This window comes from Gardnerella sp. 30-4 (genome assembly GCF_001641215.1).
Classification (GTDB): domain Bacteria; phylum Actinomycetota; class Actinomycetes; order Actinomycetales; family Bifidobacteriaceae; genus Bifidobacterium; species Bifidobacterium leopoldii.
This window is the reverse complement of sequence record NZ_LXJL01000015.1, coordinates 1,802-28,131: the sequence shown is the minus strand read 5'-3', so window position 1 is coordinate 28,131 and position 26,330 is coordinate 1,802. Positions and strand designations below refer to the sequence as shown.

18 protein-coding genes and 2 tRNA genes are annotated in these 26,330 nt (G+C 41.9%); 1 reads left to right on the top strand and 19 read right to left on the bottom strand.

Going from position 1 to position 26,330, the window contains the following annotated elements; all coding sequences use genetic code 11:
• Nucleotides 1-1,630: 1,630 nt before the first annotated feature.
• The 15 genes from murD to A5294_RS01360 form a co-directional block, all read right to left on the bottom strand.
• Nucleotides 1,631-3,232: a UDP-N-acetylmuramoyl-L-alanine--D-glutamate ligase gene (murD, locus tag A5294_RS01430; protein ID WP_064340270.1), complete on the bottom strand. Its 1,602-nt coding sequence runs from the start codon at nt 3,230-3,232 to the stop codon at nt 1,631-1,633.
• 24 nt (nt 3,233-3,256) lie between these two features.
• On the bottom strand, nt 3,257-4,360 hold the full coding sequence (gene mraY, locus A5294_RS01425; protein ID WP_004107386.1) for a phospho-N-acetylmuramoyl-pentapeptide-transferase: 1,104 nt from the start codon (nt 4,358-4,360) through the stop codon (nt 3,257-3,259).
• Nucleotides 4,361-4,438: 78 nt separating this feature from the next.
• The gene (gene murF / locus A5294_RS01420) at nt 4,439-6,028 is read right to left on the bottom strand and encodes a UDP-N-acetylmuramoyl-tripeptide--D-alanyl-D-alanine ligase (protein ID WP_064340269.1); all 1,590 of its coding nucleotides are present in this window, start codon (nt 6,026-6,028) and stop codon (nt 4,439-4,441) included.
• A gap of 99 nt (nt 6,029-6,127) precedes the next feature.
• Entirely contained in the window at nt 6,128-7,171 is a 1,044-nt protein-coding gene (locus A5294_RS01415; RefSeq protein WP_064340268.1) for a hypothetical protein, read from the bottom strand.
• A 42-nt stretch (nt 7,172-7,213) separates the two neighbouring features.
• A complete protein-coding gene (locus tag A5294_RS01410) occupies nt 7,214-9,055 on the bottom strand; it encodes a penicillin-binding protein 2 (RefSeq protein ID WP_004107378.1) in 1,842 nt (613 codons plus the stop codon).
• Entirely contained in the window at nt 9,055-9,642 is a 588-nt protein-coding gene (locus A5294_RS01405; RefSeq protein WP_004107375.1) for a hypothetical protein, read from the bottom strand. Before A5294_RS01405 ends, A5294_RS01410 begins: the two co-directional genes overlap by 1 nt.
• Nucleotide 9,643: 1 nt before the next feature.
• Nucleotides 9,644-10,669, bottom strand: coding sequence for a 16S rRNA (cytosine(1402)-N(4))-methyltransferase RsmH (gene rsmH / locus A5294_RS01400; protein ID WP_032842570.1), 1,026 nt, complete (start codon nt 10,667-10,669; stop codon nt 9,644-9,646).
• An 11-nt stretch (nt 10,670-10,680) separates the two neighbouring features.
• Nucleotides 10,681-11,493, bottom strand: a complete 813-nt coding sequence (gene mraZ, locus A5294_RS01395) for a division/cell wall cluster transcriptional repressor MraZ (protein ID WP_064340267.1) — start codon at nt 11,491-11,493, stop codon at nt 10,681-10,683.
• Between the two features lie 1,101 nt (nt 11,494-12,594).
• Nucleotides 12,595-13,932: a type I glutamate--ammonia ligase gene (gene glnA / locus A5294_RS01390; RefSeq protein WP_004107357.1), complete on the bottom strand. Its 1,338-nt coding sequence runs from the start codon at nt 13,930-13,932 to the stop codon at nt 12,595-12,597.
• Between the two features lie 199 nt (nt 13,933-14,131).
• Nucleotides 14,132-14,818, bottom strand: a complete 687-nt coding sequence (locus A5294_RS01385; protein ID WP_064340266.1) for a hypothetical protein — start codon at nt 14,816-14,818, stop codon at nt 14,132-14,134.
• A gap of 81 nt (nt 14,819-14,899) precedes the next feature.
• Entirely contained in the window at nt 14,900-18,466 is a 3,567-nt protein-coding gene (dnaE, locus tag A5294_RS01380) for a DNA polymerase III subunit alpha (RefSeq protein ID WP_064340265.1), read from the bottom strand.
• 46 nt (nt 18,467-18,512) lie between these two features.
• Nucleotides 18,513-19,451, bottom strand: a complete 939-nt coding sequence (locus A5294_RS01375) for an RluA family pseudouridine synthase (RefSeq protein WP_004118751.1) — start codon at nt 19,449-19,451, stop codon at nt 18,513-18,515.
• Nucleotides 19,444-19,938: a signal peptidase II gene (locus A5294_RS01370; protein WP_004107349.1), complete on the bottom strand. Its 495-nt coding sequence runs from the start codon at nt 19,936-19,938 to the stop codon at nt 19,444-19,446. The genes A5294_RS01375 and A5294_RS01370 overlap by 8 nt, the downstream gene beginning before the upstream one ends.
• 96 nt (nt 19,939-20,034) lie before the next feature.
• Complete coding sequence (locus A5294_RS01365) at nt 20,035-21,363, bottom strand: DivIVA domain-containing protein (RefSeq protein WP_004107347.1); 1,329 nt, start codon at nt 21,361-21,363, stop codon at nt 20,035-20,037.
• Nucleotides 21,364-21,515: 152 nt separating this feature from the next.
• Entirely contained in the window at nt 21,516-21,794 is a 279-nt protein-coding gene (locus A5294_RS01360; protein WP_064340264.1) for a YggT family protein, read from the bottom strand.
• Between the two features lie 173 nt (nt 21,795-21,967).
• On the opposite strand from A5294_RS01360, the gene galE reads away from it, so the two are divergent.
• Complete coding sequence (gene galE / locus A5294_RS01355) at nt 21,968-22,978, top strand: UDP-glucose 4-epimerase GalE (RefSeq protein WP_004108540.1); 1,011 nt, start codon at nt 21,968-21,970, stop codon at nt 22,976-22,978.
• Between the two features lie 49 nt (nt 22,979-23,027).
• Here the strand turns inward: galE and A5294_RS01350 are convergent.
• From A5294_RS01350 to A5294_RS01335, 4 genes are all read right to left on the bottom strand, one after another.
• Nucleotides 23,028-23,100 (bottom strand) — tRNA-Phe (locus A5294_RS01350).
• 43 nt (nt 23,101-23,143) lie between these two features.
• Nucleotides 23,144-23,217, bottom strand: a tRNA-Asp gene (locus A5294_RS01345).
• Nucleotides 23,218-23,319: 102 nt separating this feature from the next.
• Nucleotides 23,320-25,371: an ABC transporter ATP-binding protein gene (locus tag A5294_RS01340; protein ID WP_064340263.1), complete on the bottom strand. Its 2,052-nt coding sequence runs from the start codon at nt 25,369-25,371 to the stop codon at nt 23,320-23,322.
• Between the two features lie 2 nt (nt 25,372-25,373).
• Nucleotides 25,374-26,330 (bottom strand): ABC transporter ATP-binding protein (locus A5294_RS01335; protein ID WP_156483436.1); only part of this gene is annotated, 957 nt, incomplete at its 5' end.

Below are 26,330 nucleotides of genomic sequence, written 5' to 3'. Positions count from 1 at the left end.
AGATGTGTATAAGAGACAGCCCATAACCGGAAGTATTTGCACAACAACAAGAATATTAACTAATCCTTGGCCTACAATCCACGTTGCAATACACATTAATACGATTGAAATAAATTGCGATTTCGCTTTTAATGCTGAAGATAGTATGCACCAACCAATAATTACGTATAGCAAAATTACTGCTGCTGCAACCAAAAAGCCCATCTCTTCGCCAATAATAGCGAAAATAAAATCATTGTGAGCGTAAGGCAAATAATTCCATTTTTCACGAGAGTTTCCGATTCCAACGCCTAATAGTCCACCAGAAGCCATTGCATATTGAGCATGAATTGCTTGGAAGCAAACGCCTTTAGCTGCTTTTGCATCGCATCCGTGCAAAGTAGCAAGAATACGTCGCATACGATTTTGGCTTGTCAAAACAAGTATAGCGACCATAGCAATAGCAATAAAAATACTTCCTATCAGCCAGCGCGTAGGGAATCCACCAAGATAAAAAGCTATAAGTGCAATAAGAATAATAATTAAAGCAGTACCAAGATCCTTACCTGCAATAACAAGCAATAACGATACGCCGAGTCCTGCTGCTACAGGAATATATGCGCGCATTTGCACACGCTCATATGCTTGTTTTGCAGCAATCAAAGCTATTGGAAGCCAAATACATAATGCAAGTTTTGTAATTTCTGCAGGCTGCAAAGTAATAGGGCCGAAAGCAATCCAACCAGCATTACCATTAACTTCACGTCGTAAACCTGGAACAAATGTTAAGAACTGTGCAATAACAGAAATAATGTAAATGACAGCAACGTATCGTCTATAAACTGTAACTGGAAGTCGAGAAGCGAAAATATAGCCAATTAAGCCTAAAACGCAATACATTGTTTGGTTTACGCCTTGACCCCAAGGTGCAATTCCGTAGGTAATCATAGTTACTGAAGAACTAGAAAACACCATGAATAAGCCAAAAATCGACAGTATAACCACTGATACTCGCATGCCGTATAAGCACCACAGTGGGTTAGTTAAACTGCGCAAGCCAACATACTTCTTTAACTCTGAATCTTGAGTTTTGCGCTCTAACGAGTTTTTTGAGTAGTCTTTTTTCGAGGAAAATATTCCAGATACAGTATGCGCTAATTTTGCGTATTTAATTGACTTTGCCGGCTTTGCTGTATTTGCTGGTTTCGCTATCTTTGTTAGCTTTGCAGGTTTCACAGGATTTATAGTATTTACAGGATTTGCTTGCTCTGCAGGCTTTATTAAATTAGCCCGTTTAGTTTGTTTCGCTTGTTTCGCAACCTTCGACTTCTTTACATCTTTTACAAATTTTACAGATTCATTGAAAGAAGAACCTACAGATCTGCCAACTTTAGTAACAGAATTACTTACGGACTTACTTACAGACTTTCCTACAGATTTGCCTAATTCCTTACCCGCTTTGCTTGCATACGCTCCTACTTTGCTTATGGACTCGCCTACTTTACTTGCTGAAGTCCTAATAGATTTTTTAAAAGATTCAAATTTTTGTTTTTGGGAAGAATGAGAAGAATCTGAATCTGCTTCAATATGATCTTCCATAATAACTTCTGAGACTTTGCGCGCTAATGAACGCAAAAACTTTTTAGGCTTATTACTGTTGAACACCATGATTATGCACCCATCGTTGAGATTCTTTAGCAAAACGATTGCCGCGATCGGCGTACGAAACAAATTGATCCATAGAGGCACAAGCAGGAGCAAGCAGAACAACATCACCAGGCTTAGCATAACGCCCAGCAGCTTCTACAGTTTGACGCATAACAGCCTCACCGAATGAAGAATCAGGATTTACAAGCGAAGTATTCTCAATATTCTCACAAACTAAGTCATCAACGCAATCATATGATTTAGCGCAAGAACCATCCTGTGAAACAATAGTTACTGGAATGTGAGGAGCTGAACTGTGAAGAGCTTCAACAATTGGACGTTGATCTATTCCAATAACAACAACTGCTTTAATCACATGAAGTTGGTTTGCAATTAAATCTTCAAAATGACCACCTTTAGCTAAACCGCCAGCAATCCAAACAACCGAATTATTAGCAAAACTAGCTAAAGATGCACAAGCAGCATGAGCATTAGTTGCTTTAGAATCATCTACAAATCTAATACAATGCGAAGGATTTTCATCTTCAGACATCAAAGTCGCAACTGTTTGAATGCGATGACCTCCAGGAGCAAATTCGCGTAAAGCACGAACTGAAGAATCTACGTCACCAGTTAAACCTAAAGATAAAGCTAACGCAGTAAGAGCATCAGCTAATAAATGCGGATACACACTGCCATCAGGCTCGCACAGATGTTTTAGCTCACGCAATTCGACAATAGGTTTTAGAGTGCCTTTAGTTCCTCCAGCAACACCGCTGTTATCGACAATCCAACCGTCTTTTACGCCAATTTCACCATCTTTAGGCTCTCCTAACGTAAAACCAATCTTTTTACAACCATCAGCAACTTGTGCACAATCTGCCAATTTGCTTACACGCTCATCTTGAGCATTGTAAACCAAAGCTTTTTGCACATTATTAAATACTTTTGACTTGTCACGAGCGTACGCTTCCATGCCACCATGCCAATCTAAATGATCAGCAGCAATATTAGTAATAGCAGCACAATCAAGAGCTAAAGAATCAGTGAAATGCAATTGGAAAGAGCTTAATTCAACGCATAAAGCATCATGCTCACATTCCAAAGCAGCATGTGACACAGACTTTCCAATATTTCCCACGGCTGGAGCATTTAATCCGCAAGCGGTTAGCATTGCAGAAGTCATTTCTGTAGTAGAAGTCTTACCATTTGTGCCAGTAATGCCAATCCAATAAGCAGGTTTATTCGTGCGCTTAGAAGGTACGCGCAAGCGCCACGCTAATTCAACTTCGCTCATTACTGGAATATTGCGCGATGCAGCTTCTTGCAAAAATGGCGTGCGAGGGTTAAATACTGGAGATGTAACAACAGCATCGATTTTAGACCAGTCTATTGCTGAAAAATCATGTATATCGGCATCAGGCTTATTTTCGTCTGCAGTCACAGTCTCAGATCCAACAGCGCGCAAAACCTCAGCTGCGCCACGACCCGAAACTCCAAGACCTGCAACTAATACACGCTTAAAAGCAAATGCTTTATCGCTTGTGCACGACTTACAAGTAGATTCAGACGAAACAGATACTCCATTGCCATCGACAATATTCATATTGAAGCCTTCCAATTTTTGAAATTAAATAAGCAAGCCAGAATGCCCTGCCCAATCGGCATAGAACATCATAAGTGCAGAAAGCACAAACATAAGCTCAATCATCCAGAATCGCACAACAACCTTAGTTTCCGTCCAGCCGAGCAATTCAAAATGATGATGAATAGGAGCCATTTTGAACACGCGCTTATGCGTAGCTTTAAAGAATCCAACTTGAATAACGTCACTTGCAGCTTCCATTACAAATAATCCACCCAAAATCACAGCCAAAAACTCTGTGTGAGTTGCAATAGAAAGAGCTGCAAATAATCCGCCTAAAGCCAACGAACCAGTATCTCCCATAAATACTTGAGCAGGATTCGAATTAAACCACAAGAATCCAAAGCAAGCAACAGCAGCGCAAACAGCAATAATAGTTAAATCGAGAGGGTCAGAAACAGCGTAAGAGAATCCAAAATGACCGCCTCCACGCACATGGTAGCTTTCCCAAAAAGCAATCAAAGCGTAACCAGCAAAAGCAATCATAGAAGATCCAGAAGCTAAACCATCAAGTCCGTCAGTCAAGTTTACAGCGTTAGACCAAGCAGCAATAAGGAAATTAACCCAAACAATAAATACTACGATTCCTACACCTTTACCGAGTATAGAAAAATCAAAAAATGGTTTTTCAATAAAACTCATTCCAGGTTGAGCGCTAGCAATACCAGATTGAGTTGGCAATAGCAATGACAAAAGCGCGTAAATACTTGCAAAAATAATTTGACCAGTAAACTTCGCATGTACAGAAAGACCAAGATTCTGCTTTTTACGAACCTTAGCAAAATCATCAATAAAGCCAAGCAAACCCATTGAAAGCATTGCAAACAGCACCAAAACAGCAGACCATGAAGGCGAGCGACCAACAGAAACATATCTATAAAGAGCAGAAGCAGCCCAACCTGCTACTACAGCAAAATTAATAACAACACCGCCCATAGTTGGCGTGCCGCGCTTTACTAAATGAGATTGTGGTCCATCTTGGCGAATGTACTGACCGTAGTGCAAACGATGCACTAAACGAATAAGCAAAGGTGTGCCAACAATCGTAACTACGAGCGACACCACAATTCCTACAATAAGCGCAATCACCGCTTAACCTCCGTTTACTGTTCTGTTTGCTATAATACTTAATTTATTAATTTCACACTTATATTGAGCATCGAGCAGTTAAATATTTGCCCAATGTTCAGCAAGCACGCTCAAGCCTGAAGCATGAGAGCCTTTCAATAACACAACACTACTCGGATGCTCGGCCACAAGTTTCCAAACAATATCATCAGCCTCATTCGCACTGTGTACAAAATAGACTGCCTCATGAGAAGAAGGTAGTTTATTATTCCAAGAAGAACGCGCACCTTGAGCAATACAGTGAGCTAATTTATCTAAGTCAGAGTCCGTTTTCGAACCAACAGCAACAACCGCATCGACACTCGAATTTGCCACATATTCTCCAATATTTGTGTGCAATTCATCTTCGTTGCTGCCAAGCTCCAACATAGAACCAAGAACCGCTATACGGAAAGGTTTCGAAGATGCACTACAAGAATCATTTTCATAAGCGCACAAACCATCGATTCCTGCTTTCATAGAATCAGGATTTGCATTAAAGGAATCATCAATAAGTGTAAATTTCTCGTCATTCTTAGAAACTGTACTCAATTGCATGCGATGCGGGCTAATATGCGAAACTTTAGACAGCACAGAAGCAATATCATCTAAAGTCATTCCCAAATATCTGGCAACATTTGCTGCTGCAAGCGCATTCATAACATTATGCTCGCCTTGTATAGCAAGATGCACTTCAATATGATTCACTAAATCAGAAGAATTAATGCGTTCAGTGATAGTAAAAACTGCTTTACCAAAAGAATCTAACTTTATATTGCTAGCTGAAAGTTGGTAGTCATCTTTACTAGCTGATTCCAGCAATCCGTTTTTAGCATTTCTACCAAACCAGCGCACATGCTTATTCTCTACAAGACAAGACATTGCAGAAACTCGCTTATCGTCGGAATTTAATACTGCTATGCCATGTGGCAAAAGCCCACGCACAATCTCACTTTTTGCTTGCGCAATTCGCTCAACTGAGCCAAATTCACCTAAATGAGCAACACCAACTTTAAGCACTATTGCGAGATCCGGAGGAGCAATATGAGTTAAATTGGCAATTTCGCCAACATGGTTAGCACCCATTTCTGCTATTAAAAATCGAGTATTACTGCCAACTTGCAAAGCAGTAAGAGGCAAACCAATATTATTATTAAAAGATCCAACAGGAGCAACTGTTTCGCCTAGCGTGCTCAACAAAGCCTTCAACATATCTTTCGTTGTTGTTTTGCCAACGGAACCAGTGATACCAATAATAGTGAAAGGTTTGTTAAGATTGCGGCGAAGTTCCAAATTATGTTTAGCTAGCAAACCCAGCGCTTCTACAGAATTATTAACAACTATTTGATTGAGATTAGTGCCTTCGACAACATGTTCAACAATAGCTACAACAGCTCCAGATTTTTCAGCATTCTTTACATAATCATGACCGTCAACATGTTCACCAACTATAGCTACGAACACAGAACCTTTACGGATTTGACGAGAATCACTAAAAACGGAATTTGCAACTAAATCTGTGTCACAACTATTAAACTCGTGCATTTCCCCATGAACAGCGTTAGCAATTTCGCTTATATTCATAGGCATCATATCAGCATAATCTAAACTCTTAGCATTGCTAGCACACGAAGTTTCAACACAACTCATAACATCCTCCAAATTAGCCACATAATTAAAAGCTCTTAAACAAAACTCACGCAATTAATTTATTTGAAAACTCGAATGAAATCAGCGCTTCAGCACAATTCAGTGCAATTCATGCGAAACTCGCAGCGCACTTTTAATAGTCCCACGACGAACACCAGCAGCTAACACCATTGCAATAGATAATGAAAGATGCCGCTGTACATCATTGCCACCAATTTGATCCGCTAATTCAGCTAATTCGTCAGACTCAGCCGATCTAGTAACACAATAAGCGTGCTCTCTTCCAGAAAAACCATAACGTTGACGCAACGCATAAAAACTCATGCCGGTTGCATATGCCGGGTAAAGCGGTGAAGAAGATATCTTTGCGCTAATTTTCACATTTGAGGCTGCATCTTTAAATTCAGAATTAGGTTCAGATTCAGAATTAGTATCAGAGCTATCTTTAGACTCAGTATCAGATTGAGAATCAGATCCTGCGCCAGAATTGCTTTCATTCTGAATTTGCTCAACGCCAAGAACATCAATATTAACGGATTGCAACGCATTCTTAGCTAAAGTTGCAGAATTAAGTGCAATAACAACAGCTGCGGCACCATCTTCTGCACACACGGATAAAGCATGCTGTACATCGGCAATATTTAAAGGATATTGCAAAGACAATTCACGCTGTAATGAAGTAGATCCAGCATCACTAATAACACCAACAGGATTGCCTAACATATGCAAAAAATCAGCTAATCGCAAAACGTTAGCATGGATCTCATCATCATCGTCACCAGCAATCGCAAATATTGCGACGCATGAAGAAGGATCTGCATTAATATCGCAAGCAAGCTTGCCCAAAGCAACTGGATTAGCAGAAGAAACAAGCAAAGGTAGACCTAAATCTGCAGCCTCACCACGAAATTCTGGTGAAACTAATGCAGCATATGCCCCAGCATCACGTGCAGCCTCAAGCTGACGACGATCAATATGACCAATTGGCACAAATAATCCACCAGGACGTACATGACGCACATCATGAGCAATAGAAGTAATAGTTACCTCTGAAGCAAACGCAGGAACAACTTCAAAACCATAATTTTTTGCAGCAAAACCTAGCGTCACCCTAATTCTAGAGTATTCATCAACCGCACTCATTGCACACCCTACTTTATAGACAACAACATTGTAATGCGTACACTACCAATTCACAGGAACAGGATTTGTGCGTGGAGAAGAAGCTGGAATATCATACTTTTGCATTAAGAATTCTCCAATAGTTTTGAACAGTGGACCTGCAGTCATACCACCATAAATACCTTGTGGATCACGCAAAACAACTGTTATGACGAAGCGAGGATTATCTGCTGGTATAGCACCCGACCAGTCGCTGATTGTAGAGCTAAGTTTACCATCAGCGCCAGCAACTTCAGCTGTACCACTCTTTGCAGCAACACGATAACCATCGACACCAGCAAATCTATGATAATGCTCACCAGAATTTTCCAAAGCATTCATCATTTGTGCAGCAACATTTTCATCCAAAACGCGCGTTCCTGCAGGGCGAGAAGACTTTGTAACCCTACCATTAGGATCTATAACGGATTTAACTATTGACTGACGCAATCTCACGCCTTTATTTGCAATAGTTGCAATCGCATTAGTAAGCTGCAAAGCATTCACTGCATAACCCTGACCAAACAGAACGGTATCTTTTTTACGACCATCCCAAGCTTGAACGCTAGGAAGCAAGCCGCGAGATTCTCCTTGTAAATTCAATCCCGAGTACTGACCAAGACCAAATTTATAAAGATACTCATAGCGTTTATCTATCGGATATTTTTCACCAGCCATAACCATACCGACGTTAGAAGATTCTGAAAGAATACCAGCTAATGTCCAACGCTCAACACCGTGGCTAACAGCATCATGGAATGCTTGACCGTTCTTATTGAGAGTATTAGGAACAGCAAATTTATCAGTAAGCTTATGCGCACCAGTTTGTAACATTCCAGACATTGAGAAAGCTTTACCAATAGAACCAGGCTCAAAGGTTTGGCTTACAGCTCTAGAAACATTCACCTTAGCTTGCGTTGTTCCAGCTTTAATCTCATCAGTATCTTCCAAAGCAAGTATTTCGCCAGTACGAACATCTTGCACTACTGCAATACCCCAAGTTGCATGATATTTTTTCTTGCCATCAAGCAAAACTTTTTTAACATACCAATCGACATCGCTATCGATTGTGAGCTTAACATCGCTTCCGTTGATTGCAGGCTTAGATTCAGTTACAGTACCAGGAATTTTCTCATTTCCTGCATTATTACCTTGATAACGCTGATATCCGTCTACGCCGTTCAAAGTTGCATCTTTAGTAAATTCAAGACCTGTAACACCAACCTCGCCTTTACGATCTTTAATATCTTTACGATTAACTTCATCGGCATTAGCAACAGCACCAATCACAGATCCAAGAATAGGACCGCTTGAATATACTCGTTCACTACTGTTCTCTGCATAAATACACCCAGAAAGATTCAAATCGTCAATGGCACGTTTCATTGCAGGAGTCACGTTACGTTTCAATAAAACGTAACGACCAACGCCAGCCAGCTTTCCACCAAGTTCTACAGAACTCATGTGCAAAATCGGAGCAAGCAAACGGGCGACCGCCACAGCGCCCGTGCCTTCTACAGGCTTGCCATTAAGCATATGACAGTTATGCTCGGTTTGTTTTGTGCAAGGAGTCGGCACAAAAGCCTGAGCATTAAGTGGATCTCCAATAATATTAAATCGCTCAACACTTTGAGCCAACACAGCACCATTAGCATCAAGTATGCGACCACGACGTGCAAGAATTGGTCGCACACGACTACGCTCAGCCTGAGCTGCTTGCGCTGTTGAACGAGCATTAATAATCTGTATAAAACTTAGCTTTACTATTGCACTAACACCAATTAACGCAAAAACAATTGCAATTACGGTGCACTTACGCGCAAATATCTGCTGAGAAGCGAAACGTTGTTTGATTAAGTGGCGCATCAATGTTTCTCCTGTTTTGCTTTCTGTTGATATTGACGATTTTGTTGTTCTTGTTTTTGAGTTTTATTTGAGTTATTAGTTTGTTTTTCGTGCTTAGTTTTCTCAGAATGACCATGTTTTCGTTTTGCTGCATAATCACTCAAGTCAATAGAAATAGAACCTTGTTGCGGAACCATTCCCATTCGTTGCGCTCTTGCAGGAAGTTCAGATTCCAAAGTATCTAATTTCGCTTGACGAGCTTCCACATCCTGATGCAAACGAGAAATACGCATCTGTACTGCAGTTTGGTCGAAGGAAATCTCTGCCATTTGCGTACGCAAAAGAAGCGAAGTCAACAACGTAACAACCATAAAAATCACAATAATCATGCAATTTACAAGAGGTACTTTGCGCGTATTGCTCCATGTCATAACCTTGCGAAATCGTTCAAGCACAGCAGAAGATTTACGTTGAGATGGGTTAAACGCCGAAGGAGCAGAATTATGTACGTATTCTTTACGAGTCGAATTATCTTTAGTACGACCAGCTGGAGCTGAAGCAGAAGACGCAGAAGAGCGCAAAACACGATTTTGCATGTTCAATACCATGTCAGCGACCTCCTTTTATAGCTTTACGACCAGCCGCCTCATCTTCAAGCCTTGGAATCCAACGCTCAGGAATAGGTCGGCATAATTCGACAGCGCGCAAACGAACTGAAGAAGATCTAGTGTTATGAACAATTTCTTCTTTAGAAGCCTTCATAGCTCCGCGAGTAAGAGCTTTAAAGAACGGCTGAGCATCGTCAGGAATAACAGGCATGTTTGCAGGAACATCAACGGTTAATCCTTGATTCATAAAACGTTTTACAGCTGTATCTTCCAATGAATGATAAGATTCAACAACTAAGCGACCATGCTCACGAAGATGCAAAGCAATTTTAGGAAGAGTACAGCTCAATTTATCTAATTCACCGTTCACTTCAATACGCAAAGCTTGGAACACTCGTTTTGCTGGATTTCCAGTAGCGCGATGAGCTTTCGGAATTACAGAGTCAACTAAGCTAACCAACTGACCCGAAGTAGCAATAGGCTCCGTAGCGCGAACTTCAACAATACGACGAGCAATAAGAGACGCAAAACGTTCTTCACCATACTCGCGGAAAATTCTAGTTAATCCTCGAGAATCATAAGTAGCTAAAATCGTTGCGGCAGTAGTTGCTTGCGTTGTATCCATACGCATGTCAAGTGCTGTATCGTGAGAATAAGAAAAACCGCGATCAGTTTCGTCAATTTGCAAACTTGAAAGACCCAAATCCATAAAAGCAGCATCAATACCGTCAATGCGGTTTTCTCGTAGTACTTCATCAATCTCATCGAATGCCGCATGTGCAGGAATAAAACGATTCTCAAGGCCTTCACTACGCATTCTTTGCGTTGCTAACGAAAGTGCTTCAGCATCACGATCAATACCAATAAGTGTTGCAAAAGGCGCAGCTTTAAGAAAAGCAGTTGCATGACCAGCAAGACCTAAAGTGCAATCTACTACTATTGCGCCTTTATGTTGCAAAGAAGGAGTAACTAAATCAACACAATCTTGCAATAATACCGGTGCGTGAATAGCTGTAATGTCTTTCATAACATCAGTCATCACATCACCGCCGGAAGTACATCGTCAGCAATATCCGCATAACCTTGCTCACGATCGGCAAGATACTCTTCCCAAGCAGATTTATTCCAAATCTCTGCACGCGTACCAACACCAATAACAACAATTTGATCGCCCAAATTGGCGTAATCTCTTAACATTGGCGGCACAACAATGCGTCCCTGCTTATCTGGCTCTTCATCAACAGCGCCAGAAAGGAACACGCGAAGATAATCGCGAGCTGACTTGTTGCTCATAGATGTGCGCTGAATTTGCGTTGTCATACGCTGGAACTCAACCATAGGCAGCACGTAAACACAATGCTCTTGACCGCGAGCCATAACAAAACCAGTTCCGAGCTGAGAACGGAATTTTGCAGGAAGAGCAACACGACCTTTATCGTCAATTTTTGGAGTATAAGTGCCTAACAAAATAGGTGTTGCTGGATGAGTTGACACAGCTTCTTGATATTGAGAAGCATAAAAAGGTGCAACTGGCATAGCTGCAGCTTGTGCAGACGAATCAGCAGCGCCGGACGGAGTGGAGGTGAAAACCGGTGCTGGCATATATTGCTGCATTGCTGGCATAACAGTTGGAGGCATACCATAATAACCCTGAATTGACTGCTTAGATTGTATAGGTTGAACAGGCTGAACGTATTGTTGCTGAGGCACTTGTGAATCTTGCATTTGCAGTGGCATCTGCGATTGCTGAGAAACATTTGGATCAGCAGCTGATTGAGCCTGATTTATGGAATGCACAGAGGAAGAATTGGCGTTATTGCGCGGTTGCTTATTAGCAGCACGACGTGCCATACTCCACCTCCTTAACTCAACATGTACTATGCCATTTACACGTTGCTCACCATTTTACCCCATTCCTCCCCAAAAATCCCCACTTTTTTACAAAATTTTTGATTTTTTTGAAGCAAATCACCAATAGAAAACAAAAGACACGCATGCAGCGCTCAAGCAGGTCGTTACGAACGCAGTCGACCATCTGCACCAGTAACAAAAAACGACCAAAACTTTATAGCGGTGTAAAGAAACGGTCGCCTACGCGCGAAAAAACGGCAGAAACTGTACAGCGGTGTAAAGAAAAAGCCGTTTGCGCGCCAGAAAACGACAGAAACTGTACAGCGGTGTAAAGAAACGGTCGGCTACGAGCGAAAATCCGACAGAAACTTTACAATCGCGCTGCTAGCGAATCGATACACGCGTTAAATATTTTTGCAGTCAATAGAAAATGTCGAAAACATCTTGCGATTATGTATTTTCGACAGTTTTGGCTTGCGTTTTGTTTATTTCACCAAACGATTTGGTATTTTCGACATTTTAGTAAGCTGCAAAAATCGTAAAAACGCTTGGAACGCAGCGCGACGTCTGCAGCAGTGTCCCAAAACAAGCTACAAACGCCGGAGAAAAAACTCCAGCAAATGTTCATGAAGCTTTGCAGTAATGCTTCTGCGAACGGTGAGTATTTATTGTCTATAGAACACTAGCATTCGTGCTGCTGCACACACCACACCATACGCACCTACCACATCACAAAACAACGGTGAGTGGATTTACGAGTGGGAGATAGGAATTGCTTGTCGAGCAATATAAAAGCGGAACGATAGTAATAATCTTATTGACGAATACTATTTCTGCAGAAAAAGTAATTAAAAAACTAAACTTAACTATGCAACCGCTAAGTCCAAATAAGGTATAAGAGCGGAGCGCTGCGAGATAAGTAATTCCTATATCACACAGACACTTCAGAAACCCGCCAGCCAAACGCCAGGCAACGCTCGCGCGGGTAACGCACTCGCTGCTGAGCTTGCACGGAAAGTCCACTGGACTTTCCGTTTGAGCAAGCTCACGCTCCGAGTTGCTTTCGCGCGCTAAATCGCAGCGCTCAAGCAGGTCGTCACGCTACAAACGCGGCAAATACTTCTCAAGTTCAAAAGGCGTAACCTGGCGACGGTACTCTTCCCACTCTTGATGCTTATTGCGCAAGAAGTACTCAAAAGCGTGTTCACCTAATACGCTTGCAACGAAGTCCGAGCGCTCCATAATCTTTAGTGCTTCATCCAAGGATTCTGGCAATGGCTGAATACCCATTGCTTGACGCTCAGCATCAGTAAGCTCCCACACATCGTCGCTAGTTGGATCGCACAAAGTCATTTGCTTTTCAATACCATCCAAACCAGCAGCAAGAAGCACAGAGTAAGCAAGATACGGATTCGCTACAGGATCTAGCGCGCGGAATTCCATTCGGCAAGAATTACCTTTACCAGGCTTGTATTGCGGAACACGCAGAAGTGCAGAACGGTTGCTATGACCCCAGCAAACATAGCTAGGAGCTTCCGCACCACCCCACAAACGCTTGTAAGAGTTCACATACTGATCAGTTACAGCGCAAATTTCTGAAGCATGATGCAAAATACCAGCCGCAAATTGACGCGCAATAAGAGACATATTAAATTCTTGACCAGCCTCATAAAAAGCGTTCGTATCACCTTCGAACAAACTCAAATGCGTATGCATACCAGAACCAGGCTGATCAGTTAAAGGTTTTGGCATAAAGCTTGCGTACATTCCGCGCTCAAGAGAAATTTCCTTAACTACAGTGCGGAAAGTCATAATATTATCAGCGGTAGTAAGAGCATCTGCATAACGCAAGTCAATTTCGTTTTGACCAGGACCACCCTCGTGATGCGAGTATTCTACAGAAATACCCATTTGCTCAAGCATACTGACTGCGCTACGACGGAAATCCATAGCCGAACTTCTAGGAACGTGGTCAAAATATCCACCTTCATCAATCGGCACAGGAGCTTTGGACCAATCATCTTGAGCTTCAAACAAGTAAAACTCAATTTCCGGATGCACGTAAAAAGTAAATCCTTTTTCTTTCGCTTTTGCGAGCGCAGTCTTTAAAACGTGACGAGGGTCTCCCAGCGAAGGCTCTCCGTCTGGAGTTAGCACATCGCAGAACATGCGCGCTGTGCCTTCCGGACCTCCATGCCATGGAAGAATTTGGAACGTTGACGGATCCGGCTTCACAATCATATCGTCTTCTAGGACGCGAGTCATGCCTTCTATTGCTGAGCCGTCGAACCCTATTCCCTCTTCAAAAGCTGCTTCTAATTCAGCAGGGGCAATAGCAACGGATTTAAGCGTGCCTAAGACGTCCGTAAACCAGAGTCGAATAAAACGCACGTCTCGCTCTTCAACAGTACGTAGAGCAAACTCTTGTTGTCGATCCATAATAAGCCCCTTGGGTATCATCCGGTTGTATGCATAGTCACGCACATATGCATATTCACATGCAATTGTAGTGTATTATTTCGTATTGCGCTTCATATGTTGAGCTTATATGCAATGAATTTACGTAATTGTAATGAAATTTCTACTTTCTAACGCAACTTCTTCAATTTAATATGACAATTAATTGCTCAAATTATTTTTACTTTCTTTTGCCATATTTTTGAAATAGCTCGTACGCGTTTGCATCGCTTAAATCGTCACTATTGAACATTTCTATATTTTGTTTTGAAAGAGTTTGAACTGTTTCCATGCCAATAGCTAAATCTTCTACTGCACGCGACCATACAGCTAACGCCATAGGCGCAACTATTTCTTGCGGTTCGCAATTATATTCGTAAACTTTTGCAGTTAATTTATCAGCTCTATTTGTAATGAGCATAACATCCATTCCACGGAAGAAATCAACAAATTTTTGCACTGCTTCTTCCGGCTCATTGCCGTCCAAATTTTTTAATATCGCAACAGCACCTTGCTCTTCATCGAAGCATCGCGCTGAAACACTAGCCATTTTGCAAAAAGCAGCCAGCAACTGCGCAGGCTGCACATACGTAATCATTAACGCAACTTTTGCTTTATTTCCAAGCAGACCTTGCAAGTCTTCTTCAAAATTAGCTTCTTCAATATTGCGCATAGCTTGATCAAGAAAATCATTTTCTTGATTATCGTCGCTTTTTTGGTTATTCTCTAAATTTTCGCTATTTAAATTTTCTTGCGACTCTTCTTTAAATTCACGTTCAAATCCCGCGAGCGCATTATCTAATTCCGCATCAGTAAAAGAAGTGCGCACAGAATCGTCATTATTGCGTTCGTCACCATTGTTTAACATATTCGTTATTTCCTCCCCTTTCAATGAACTTCTTAAAACATACCTAGTTTTATATTTTATCAAATTAGTAGTGCATATTTTCTACGCACTAGGCAAACAACTAGATCCAAAAACAATTTTCATTTCAGCAAACAAAGAAGTATCTCGCTTTACACGGAAACGATCCCCAAACGTAAGAACTTGCGCCTTGCCAGTATCATCGACAAGAGCCAAGCGCACTTCACAGCAGCCTGGGTGTCGGCTCAAAATGTCACTTAATTGCGCAACATGACCTTTATCTAGAACTTTACGCGGAATAACAACTGTTAAAGGTCTTTCATCCACTGATTCAAGAGTTGGTATTTCAAACTCTGTAGCACGCATTGAAACAGTTTCATCACGCACTTCAACTTGTCCACGAATACGCACAACTTGATCAATTGCAAGTTCTTGCGCTGAAGCTTCGTACACTTTGCCAAAGAACATGCATTGTATTGAACTTTCCATGTCTTCAACTGTGACAATCGCCCAAGCGTTACCTTTTCGAGACACTCGCCTATCTACGCTTGTAACTAGGCCTGCAATAGTTACTTGCTGACCGTCACTCATAGTTCTCGCTTTGTCGATCAGTTGAGCGATTGACATCTCACGTAAATCTGCCAAAACTGCAGACAATCCGCTTAGTGGATGATCAGAAACGTACAATCCAAGCATTTCTCGCTCAAAATTAAGCTTTGTCTTTTTATCCCACTCTTCAACATCCGGTACAGTAATTTGCATATCTCCCATACCGTTGTCGTCATCCGAGTCAGAAGACGAATCAAGATCAGCAAATAAATCAAACTGACCCTCTGCCTGCTTACGCTTAAGCGCAATCACAGAATCAATTGCAGGATCACAAATTTGAAACAGCGCACGACGATTTGAATCAATAGAATCAAAAGCTCCAGCTTTAATAAGTGATTCTACTAAACGCCGATTAAGTGCACTAATAGGAACACGTTGTACGAAATCCATAAAGTTTACGAAACGTCCGCGCTCACCTTCGCGCTCAGTAATAATATCGTTTACTGCTTTGTCTCCAACGTTACGAATAGCACCCAAACCAAAGCGCACAACATCTCCAACTGCGGAATACTCAAGAACAGACTCGTTTACATCAGGTTGCAAAACTTGAATACCCATGCGCCTTGCCTCGCCCAAGTACAGTGCAGTTTTGTCTTTATTCGTACGTTCGTTTTGAAGCAAAGCTGCCATAAATTCCACAGGATAATGCGTTTTTAGGTATGCAGTCCAGTAAGAAATCAAGCCATAAGCTGCAGAATGAGCTTTATTAAACGCGTAACCAGAGAACGGAACCAAAACATCCCACACAGCTTGTGCAGCTTCTTCAGAATATCCGTGAGCTTTCATACCTTCAAAGAACGGCACTTGCTCTTTTGCCAGCACTTCCGGCTTTTTCTTGCCCATTGCTCGACGTAACACATCTGCTTTACCAAGACTGTAGCCTGCTAAAATACGCGCTGCAGACTGCACCTGCTCCTGGTAAACAATCAAACCGTAAGTTTCGTCCAAAACTTCCTTTAACGGCTCAGCAACTTCTGGATGAATAGGGATAATATCTTGCAAACCATTCTTGCGCTTAGCGTAATTCGTATGCGAATCCATATCCATAGGACCAGGCCTGTAAAGTGCAATCAAAGCCGAAATATCGTTGAAATTATCCGGTTTCAAAGTACGTAGAAGCGCACGCATACCGTCGGAATCAAGCTGAAAAACGCCTAAAGTGTCACCCCTAGAAAGCAGTTGATAAGTAGCTTTATCGTCTAACGGAATCTTAGTATAATCAATCGGATCCTTCCCATTATTTTCAATATTTCGCAAAGTATCGCGAATAACCGTTAAGTTAGAAAGCCCCAAAAAGTCCATTTTTACAAGACCGAGCGTTTCACAAGTGTGATACTCAAAAGTTGTAGTAATAGTACCGTCAGTGCGCTCTAAAAGCGGCGAAGTGTTTGTAATTGGCTCCGAACCCATGATTGTTGCACAAGCGTGCACACCTGTTTGACGAATCAAACCTTCAATGCCCTTAGCTTCTTCCGTAATGCGATGAGTATCTGGATCCGTGTCGTACATTTCGCGAAACTCGCGCGCTTCAGCATATCGCTTTGATTTTTCGTCGAAAATATCGTGCAAGCTCATATCTTTGCCGTTTTTAGCAGGAGGAAGAACTTTCGTAATTTTTTCGCCCACTGAAAACTCGTAGCCCATAATACGCGCAGAATCTTTAAGAGCTTGCTTCGTTTTAATAGTTCCGTAAATAACGCACTGAGCAACTTTATCTCTACCGTATTTTTCGCCCACGTATTCAAGAACTTTAGCTCGACCATCCGGGTCAAAATCAACGTCAATATCAGGCAAGGATACTCGCTCTGGGTTTAAGAAGCGTTCGAAAATCAGACCATGCTTCATAGGATCAAGCTCTGTGATGCCCATTGCGTACGCAACCATAGCACCTGCAGCAGAACCACGACCAGGACCTACCATTACACCATGCGCTTTAGCCCAATTAATATAATCTGCAACAACTAAAAAGTATCCACAGAATTGCATTTGGCAAATCACACCGCACTCGTAATCGGCCTGCTTTAAAACTTCCATTGGAATGTTGTTATTGTAGCGGCGCTCCAAACCTTCCTCGACTTTTTTAAGGAATAGCGAAGTCTCATCCCAACCCTCAGGACAGTCAAATTGCGGCATAAAAGCGCCATCTTCGCCGTCGTCGAACATAACATTGCATCGACGAGCAATCTCAAGCGTGTTATCGCAAGCTTCTGGAAATTCTTTAAAAAGCTCACGCATTTGCTCAGCGGACTTCAAATAGTATCCTGAACCGTCAAACTTAAAACGGTCAGGATCGTCAAGCCTAGAACCAGAATTAATGCATAACATAGCATCTTGCGCTTCACGATCTTCTTCATGAACGTAATGCAAATCGTTTGTTGCAAGAAGAGGTGCATTAAGTTTTTTTGCAATTTCAAGCAAGTCTTTAGTTACGCGCGTTTCAATAGAAAGCCCGTGATTCATAAGCTCAATAAAGAAATTGTCACGCCCGAAAATATCTTGAAACTCGCCAGCTGCTCGTAAAGCCTCTTTGAACTGACCTAAACGAAGACGCGTTTGAATAATTCCAGAAGGGCATCCTGAAGACGCAATTACACCTTTTGAGTAAGTTGAAAGCACGTCTTTATCCATACGCGGGTAGCGCATTACACGGCCTTCAAGATTTGCAACAGACGAAGCTTTAAGAAGATTTGTTAAGCCGGTATCGTTTTCCGCCCACAAAGTCATATGCGTAATTAAACCACCGCCAGAAACGTCATCTGCACGCTGATCTTCCGTGCCCCAATGCACGCGACTTTTGTCTTGTCTTGCTGTTTCCGGAGTAACATACGCTTCTATGCCAATAATTGGCTTAATTCCAGCTTTTACAGCCGTACTCCACATTTCGTACGCGCCGTGCATGTTGCCATGATCCGTAATTGCAACAGCCGGCATGCCTAATTCTTTAGCGCGCGCTACTAAATCAGGTATTTTTGACGCACCATCTAGAAGTGAATAATGCGTGTGATTGTGTAAATGCACAAAATTGGTTTCCGGCTGAGTCATAAAAGATATTCTATAAGCGAAAGTTGACTGAAAAAACGCAAAAACGTTACTTTAATAATGCTCGCATAGCTTCTAACGCGTGTTGCAAATCAAGAGGATAATGCGACTTAACAGTCACTGATTTACCCGTGCGCGGATGCGTAAAAGTAAGTTCCATAGAATGCAACCATTGACGTTGCAACCCAAGTTTTTGAGCCAAAACTGGGTTCGCTCCATACATTGAATCCCCAACCAAAGGATGACCTATAGACGAAAAATGAACGCGTATTTGATGCGTACGACCAGTTTCCAAATTAACACTTGCTAACGTTGCTTGACCAAAACGCTCAAGCACATCCCAGTGCGTAACAGCAGGCTTGCCGTCCGAAGTAATAGTAAAACGAAAATCAGATACTTTTGCGCGACCTATAGGAGCATCAATAGTTGCCTTATCTTGCGCTAAATCTCCTTGAACAAGCGCATGATATGTTTTTTTAACGATATGCTTTGCAAACTGATTTTTCATTGCTTCATAGGCAAAGTCTGTTTTGCAAATTATCATTAATCCGCTTGTTCCAACGTCTAATCTGCTTACGATTCCTTTGCGCGATTCGTCGCACAGCGTTGTTTTTATATCTATTCCAGCAGCTTCTAGGCATTCTGGAACTGTCGGCCCGCTCCATCCTTTTGCTGCGTGAGACGCCACTCCAACAGGCTTATCTATTACAACAACATCGTCGTCGTCGTAAATGATTGGAATATTACATACAGAAGATTTATTATTTCGCTCTTCTTTTCGTTCTGCACTTTCTTTTTGATCGACAACAATCGTATCTCCATCTTGTAAAATGGAGGATTTTTGTGATTTTCTACCTAAGATTTTCGCTTGGTTACGCTCAATAAGAGATATCGCATTTGCACGCGAAACTCCCATTAGCTTTGATAAGCAAACGTCAAATCTGCAGCCGGAAAATTGGCTTGTAACTTTAAAGCAAATATCACTCATCGGCATGCTCTAAAAGAGGAATCCCAATCAAAATAAGGCATACAACTGCGATTCCTGCAAACATAAGCTCAATATCCGCAACGTTTCCAACAGACCAACCGTAGTTTATAAAATCTACGACTTTGCCATTCAAAAAACCTTGAGCATATTGCGCTCTATCAATGAGGTTTCCAAAAGCTCCAGCAAACGCTAGAGCAAACGCAATAGTCCAATACAAAGATTTTGTGTGCTTAATAGCCGCTATCATGGCACCACAAGCAGCACAAGCTAATACGCTAATAACCCATGTAAAAGAAGAACCTAAGCCAAATGATGCTCCAGGATTTCGTACAAGAGTTAAAGAAAGCAAGTGCGGCACAAGCTCAATGTTTTTCCCGTCACTAAGCGTCGACAAAGCCCAGAGTTTTGTTATGCGATCTAGCACAACACCAATAAAAACAATCAGTGCAAAAACGGCTACGCGAGTACGTAGCCGTTTCACACGCACATCTCTATGCGTCAATATTTATCCGATCTTTAGTAATTCAAATAGTATCGGTGCAGTGCGCAACATTTTAAAATATCAGTTACGCACTGCTAAAAACTACTCTTGCTTACCAGATTCCTCACCCTGCTTCTGACCTAATCCAGCATAGGTATTTTCATCAGAAACTTGAGCAACCAATTGACCAAGGAAATCAGTCAAGCGAGTACGATATTCAGTTTCAAACTGCTTGAGGCTCTGAATATTCCCTTCAATAACTTGAGTTTGCTTCTCAAGATTCTCACGTACCTGACGAGCATATGCATCAGCAGCTGTACGAGTTGTAGAATCATAGTCTGCAGCACGATGCTGTACTTCAGCCTCATACTGGTCAGCTTGATCATGCGTCTGCTTAGAGTAATCATCAGCAGCTTGACGAACCTTACCAGAGTAAGCATCAGCTTCATTGTGAGCACGAGCAGCATAAGAATCAGCATCGCTGCGAGTACGAGTAGAGTAATCGTCAGCATCAGCATGAGTCTGTTTGCTGTACTCTTCAGCTTCAGAACGAGTACGTGCAGAATATTCATCCGCCTTAGCAACAGTTTCATTATAACGAGCTTGGCTTTCTTCAACAATTTGCTGAGCCTTAGCCTTGCCCTTATCTACATATTGATCATGCAATTGCATAGCAAGAGTCAACATTGCAGTTGCACGTTCTGGTTCAGAACCTTGTGCTTCTGCACCAGCACCAGCAATCTTTTGCAAGCTACCTGTTTCAGTATTTGGCTCCATCTTAGCAACCTGCTTTCGAAGCTGCTCTTCACGCTGACGGGACTCTTCCAATTGCTTGGAAAGTTCCTCAATCTTAGTGTTTTCTTGCTGAGTGACAACAAGCTGCTGACGAACAGTTTCAAGCTCGCGACCCAAGTTTTCGCTGCTTGCACGGAAGTCGTCACGCTCGCGAGTAACAGTTTCAAGCTCTTTTTGAACCTGCTTAGCATTGTCTGCTTGAGCAGTTTGAGCAGTTAACTGATCTACCTGTGCACCCAAACCATCTAACTGTTCCTTCAACTGCTGGTTTTGAGCAGTCAAAGCACGATTACTTTCTTCAGCTTCACGCAACTTAGTTGCAGTAGCTTCAAGTTGAGAAGCAGCTTCATTTGATTCACCCTGCTTCTTAGAAGCATTACGCAATGCCTCATTTTCTTTAGTTAAGGATTCTACCTTAGAAGTTAACTCAGCAATCTTCGTATTCAAACCCGCAACATCACGGCCAAGAGATTGCGTGGAAGCCCCTAGGCCCTGCACTGCCTGCTGACCGAGTGCTTCTATTGTTTCTGTAACCTGATCGAGAAACTCGTCGACCTCGTCAACGTCATAACCTCCCTTAAAACGTACAATTTGGAAGGTATGCTCTCGAATGTCCTTAGGCGTCAACAGAGTCATATGCTTTACACCTCGCTTTTTGGGCACAGCCCTTTGATATATATCTATTCGATGCTATCACGTCCGCAGAAAATTAGTGCGGTTAATACAAAAATTTATGTAACAAAACGCCGCTTTTATAAAAATTACGCGTTGAAAAAACGTAAACTCATCTATAACCAAATTTGAAGAACGTATAAAGCAAAATATAAAAGCATATAACTTACGTCAATACTAATATTTCCACAACGAGTTGGCGGAATAAACTTGCGCAATATGCGCAATGGCGGCTCTGTTATGAAATAAACAATTCGTATTAGAAAATTAAAAACACCTCTAGGACGCATACGAGGAACAAGCACAAATAACCAATCTGCAACCATTCGAATAATCATTATTATCAAATAAGCGCGTATGATCACACGCAATACAGATAACGCAACAAATATCATTCGAACATCACCTTACAAAATAATACAACTGACACATTTAAGTTAAGCATACGCTGCAGAATCAAAATGCAAGCATAACAAATGCTATGCAACAGATGCATAGCATTAAACTTCAGTTTTACGAGATATAATCTCACTGATTGTATTGATATTATTTAAAAGGAAGGTCTACAATGACTGTTCTTGTTACAGGTGGATGCGGATACATTGGAGCACACGTAGTTCACGCCTTACATGAAACAAAGCAAAATGTCGTCGTCGTTGACGATTTAAGCTACGGAAAGCCTACAAGAATTGAAGGCGCACGTCTTTATGGTATGGATATCTCTTCTCCTGATGCAGGAAAGCGACTTGCGCAAATTATGAAAGATGAGCACGTCGATGCTGTAATTCACTTTGCTGCTAGAAAGCAAGTTGGAGAGTCCGTAGAAAAGCCACTTTGGTATTATCAACAGAATATTAACGGCATGCTTAATGTGCTTGAAGGCATGAAAGATAGCGGAGTTAAGAAGCTCGTATTTTCCTCTTCTGCAGCAACTTATGGAGTGCCTCCCGTTGAAGTTGTACCAGAAGATGTTGTGCCAATGTTGCCAATTAACCCTTATGGTCAAACCAAGCTTTTTGGCGAGTGGATGGCACGTGCTTGCGAGCACACATACGGAATTCGCTTCTGCGCACTGCGTTACTTCAACGTAGCTGGATGCGGGCCGGTGGAATTGGAAGATCCTGCGATTTTGAACTTAATTCCTATGCTTCTTGACAGACTACAGCGAGGAAAAGCACCTGCTATTTTTGGCGACGACTACCCTACTGCTGATGGTACTTGCATTCGCGACTATATTCACGTTTCTGATTTAGCAGACGCGCATATTGCGGCACTTACGTATTTGGATCGCGACGAGCGCAAGTACGACGCTTTTAACGTAGGAACTGGTAAGGGTACGTCTGTGCGCGAAATTGTTGACGAAGTGCGCAGAGTGACCGGTTTGCCATTTAAAGAAACTGTTCTTGATCGCAGAGCTGGAGATCCTCCACAGCTTATTGGCAGCACGAAGCGAATTAACGAAGAAATGGGATGGCATGCTCGCTACGACGTTAAGGATATCGTAGAATCTGCTTGGGCAGCTTGGCAGGCAAATCCTGAGCATCATATTGATGTTGATTCGTGGAAGCAGCTTGACTAGCGAATAAAACAAAACGCGCGGCACAAATCGTGTCGCGCGTTTTTTGTTGTGGCTCCGAGCGGGATCGATCCGCTGACCTAGCGATTTTCAGTCGCTCGCTCTACCAACTGAGCTACAGAGCCATGATGAATAAAAAACCCGGCGAACCGGGTATTCTACTAATCGCGACCCCGGCCGGACTTGAACCGGTGACCTCCGCCGTGACAGGGCGGCGCTCTAACCAACTGAGCTACGGGGCCGTGGCTTTGTTCTCTCGAACAGCCGAGTCACTATCTTACAGAATCCTTAGCAAAATGCAAGTGCCGCGCGTGTTCGGCGTGTTGCAGCACAAAATCAAGCTATTATTCAAGCTCAACAGCTCCAGTGCAAAGCTGATAATACTCCCCACGTTTTGCCAATAATTCCTCATGTGAACCGCGTTCAATAATGCGACCGTGATCCAGCACCATAATCACATCAGAATTGCGCACTGTAGACAGCCTGTGAGCGATTACAAATACAGTGCGCCCTTCCATCAAAGAATCCATTCCATGTTGAACTAATTCTTCAGTATGCGTGTCAATCGATGAAGTTGCTTCATCGAGAATTAACACAGGCGGATTTTCTACTGCAGCACGAGCAATAGAAATAAGCTGTTTCTGACCTTGAGAAAGCCCTTCACCACCATTGTTAAGCTGCGTATTGTATCCGTCAGGAAGATGAGAAATAAACGCGTCAGCATGAGCCAATTTTGCAGCTTGAATACAATCTTCGTCGCTAGCATCAAGATTTCCATAACGAATATTGTCCATTATTGTGCCTGTAAATAAATTCACATCTTGCAAAACAGTGCCAATAGCGTGGCGCAAATCCGTTTTGCAAATATCGCGCACGTCAATGCCATCATACAAAATTTGCCCATCATCAATGTCGTAAAAACGCGTAAGAAGATTAGCAATAGTAGTTTTTCCAGCACCTGTAGCTCCAACAAGAGCAACTTTTTGACCAGGCTTTGCAAACCACGTAATATCATGCAAAACTGGATGATTTTCTTTGTAACCAAACACAACATCCGTAAAACGCACATCGCCTCGAAGCAAAGTATAGCGGCCATCTTTAGAAGTGCGAGCATCTCGCTTTGCATGGCACACAATCTCTTGAGCCATTTCGCTTAAGTTTTGAGCGCGCTTTTTAGCTTTAGTGCCATTATCTTGTTTTGATCTTTTCCAAGCCCAATAAATATTGCTTCCTTCAGATTGTTCGTCTACTTCTTCAAGCACATCAAATGCTGATTTTTCTTCAAGATCTTCATCAGACTGAGGTACACGCACTTTAACTAATTGCACACTGCCAGAATCAAGTTCTGGCTTTTCATCAAGTAACTCAAAAATACGAGAAGCTCCTGCAAGAGCCATCATAAGTGCGTTAGCTTGCATTGTAATTTCGCCAATAGGGTTAATAAATGCGCGCGAAAGTGCCAGCAAAGATATAAGCGTACCCAATGTAAGAGTACTAGATCCAGATAATCCCAGCGTTGGCAGACCCACTGAAGCAGCCCACGCACCAAGTAAAGCAATTAATACATAAAGCAAATAGCTTGCATTACTAATAACAGGCATTACGTTATTTGCATAAGAATTCGCACTTGCAGAAATTTTTTGCACTTTTTCTATGCAATTATCTAATTTTTCAATAGAATCTGCTTCATGATTGAAAATTTTAATTACTTTGCTTCCAGTTGCAGATTCTTCAACAAACTCATTTAACTCGCCTAATGCATGCTGGAATTGTTCAAATAAACTGCCAGATTTCTTTAGCATAAAACGCACTAAATAAAGCAATATTGCAGTGAATATAGCTACAAAAACTGCAACCGGAAGCGATAAGCACATAATAGATATAAACGCTGCCAAAATTGACATTAGTGCAGAAAAAGAGTCAGGAAAAGCCCACGAAATTGCTTCACGAAGAACCTCAGTATCGTTTGTGTAACGGCTCATAATATCGCCGTAACCTTGAGAATCTAAGTAACGCAATGAAAGCTTCTGCTGATGCTTAAACATAGAATCTCGCAAATCACGCATAACACTTTCAGATATATTCGCAACAAGCCTGCTCCAAAGCCAAGAACAAAACACGCCAACAACATAAACACTTGCCATCAGAATAATCATGCGAACAAGAGGCGTCCAATCCTGATTATGCTTACCGACAAGCGGAAGAATATACGAGTCGACAAGAGATTGCAAAAACATTGCGCTTGCAGCTTGCACAATTGCGCTAACTATTATTGATGCAATAATTACGCAAATTTTAACTCGATACACAAGCACATAAGAGGCAAGTCTGCTAAGAGTTTTCCAACTAATAGCTGAATCATTTTTAGAAGAGTGAGCCGTTTTATTATTAGCCATTGTTATTTAGCTCCTTCTTCTTTAGTTGCGCTAGTTATGCGACTTTTTTCTTGAGAAACCGCCATATTTCTGTAAATTTCACAAGATTTAAATAATTCATCATGCGAACCGTTAGCAACAACACGACCATCTTTAAGAACAACAATAATATCCGCATGTTCGATTGAAGATATGCGCTGAGCAACGATAATTTGCGTAGAATCAGGCATAAACTTTTTCAAGCCATCGCGAATTTTACTATCCGTTTTCATATCAACCGCACTCATCGAGTCGTCGAGGATTAAAATTTTCGGCTTCCTCAAAAGTGCGCGCGCAATGCACAAACGCTGTCGCTGACCACCGGAAACATTCTTACCACCCTGGTCAATATGCGTATTGTAGCCGTCTGGTAAATCTTTAATAAACTCATCAGCACAAGCAATTTCGCAAGCTTGACGCAAATCATTATCGCTTGCTTCCGCCCTACCCCAGCGAAGATTTTCTGCAATTGTGCCACTAAACAAAATATTTTTTTGTAGAACAACACCAACTTCTTCACGCAAACTAGAAGAATCATAATCGCGAATATCTTTTCCGCCTACAAAAAGAGTGCCAGAAGTTACGTCATAAAGTCTTGCAATTAATTGCACTAAACTTGATTTTCCAGATCCCGTTGCACCAACAACGCCAACAGTTGCTCCAGAAGGAATAGATATATTTATATCATGTAAAATTTCCTGTTCTGCTGGAGTGGATTCATCTGTATTATCTGATTGAGGATAGCGTAGCGAAACATTTTCAAAACGCACAGAAGCGTCAGAAAGCTTTGTAAGTGGATGCTTGGAAACAACTTCAGTATTTCGAGATTGCAAAACATGTGAAATACGATGCATCGAAGCTCGAGCTGTTAACGACATTACAAAAACTGCAACTAAATTCGCTAAAGCAAACAAAATTTGCAAAGCATACACTACTAATGC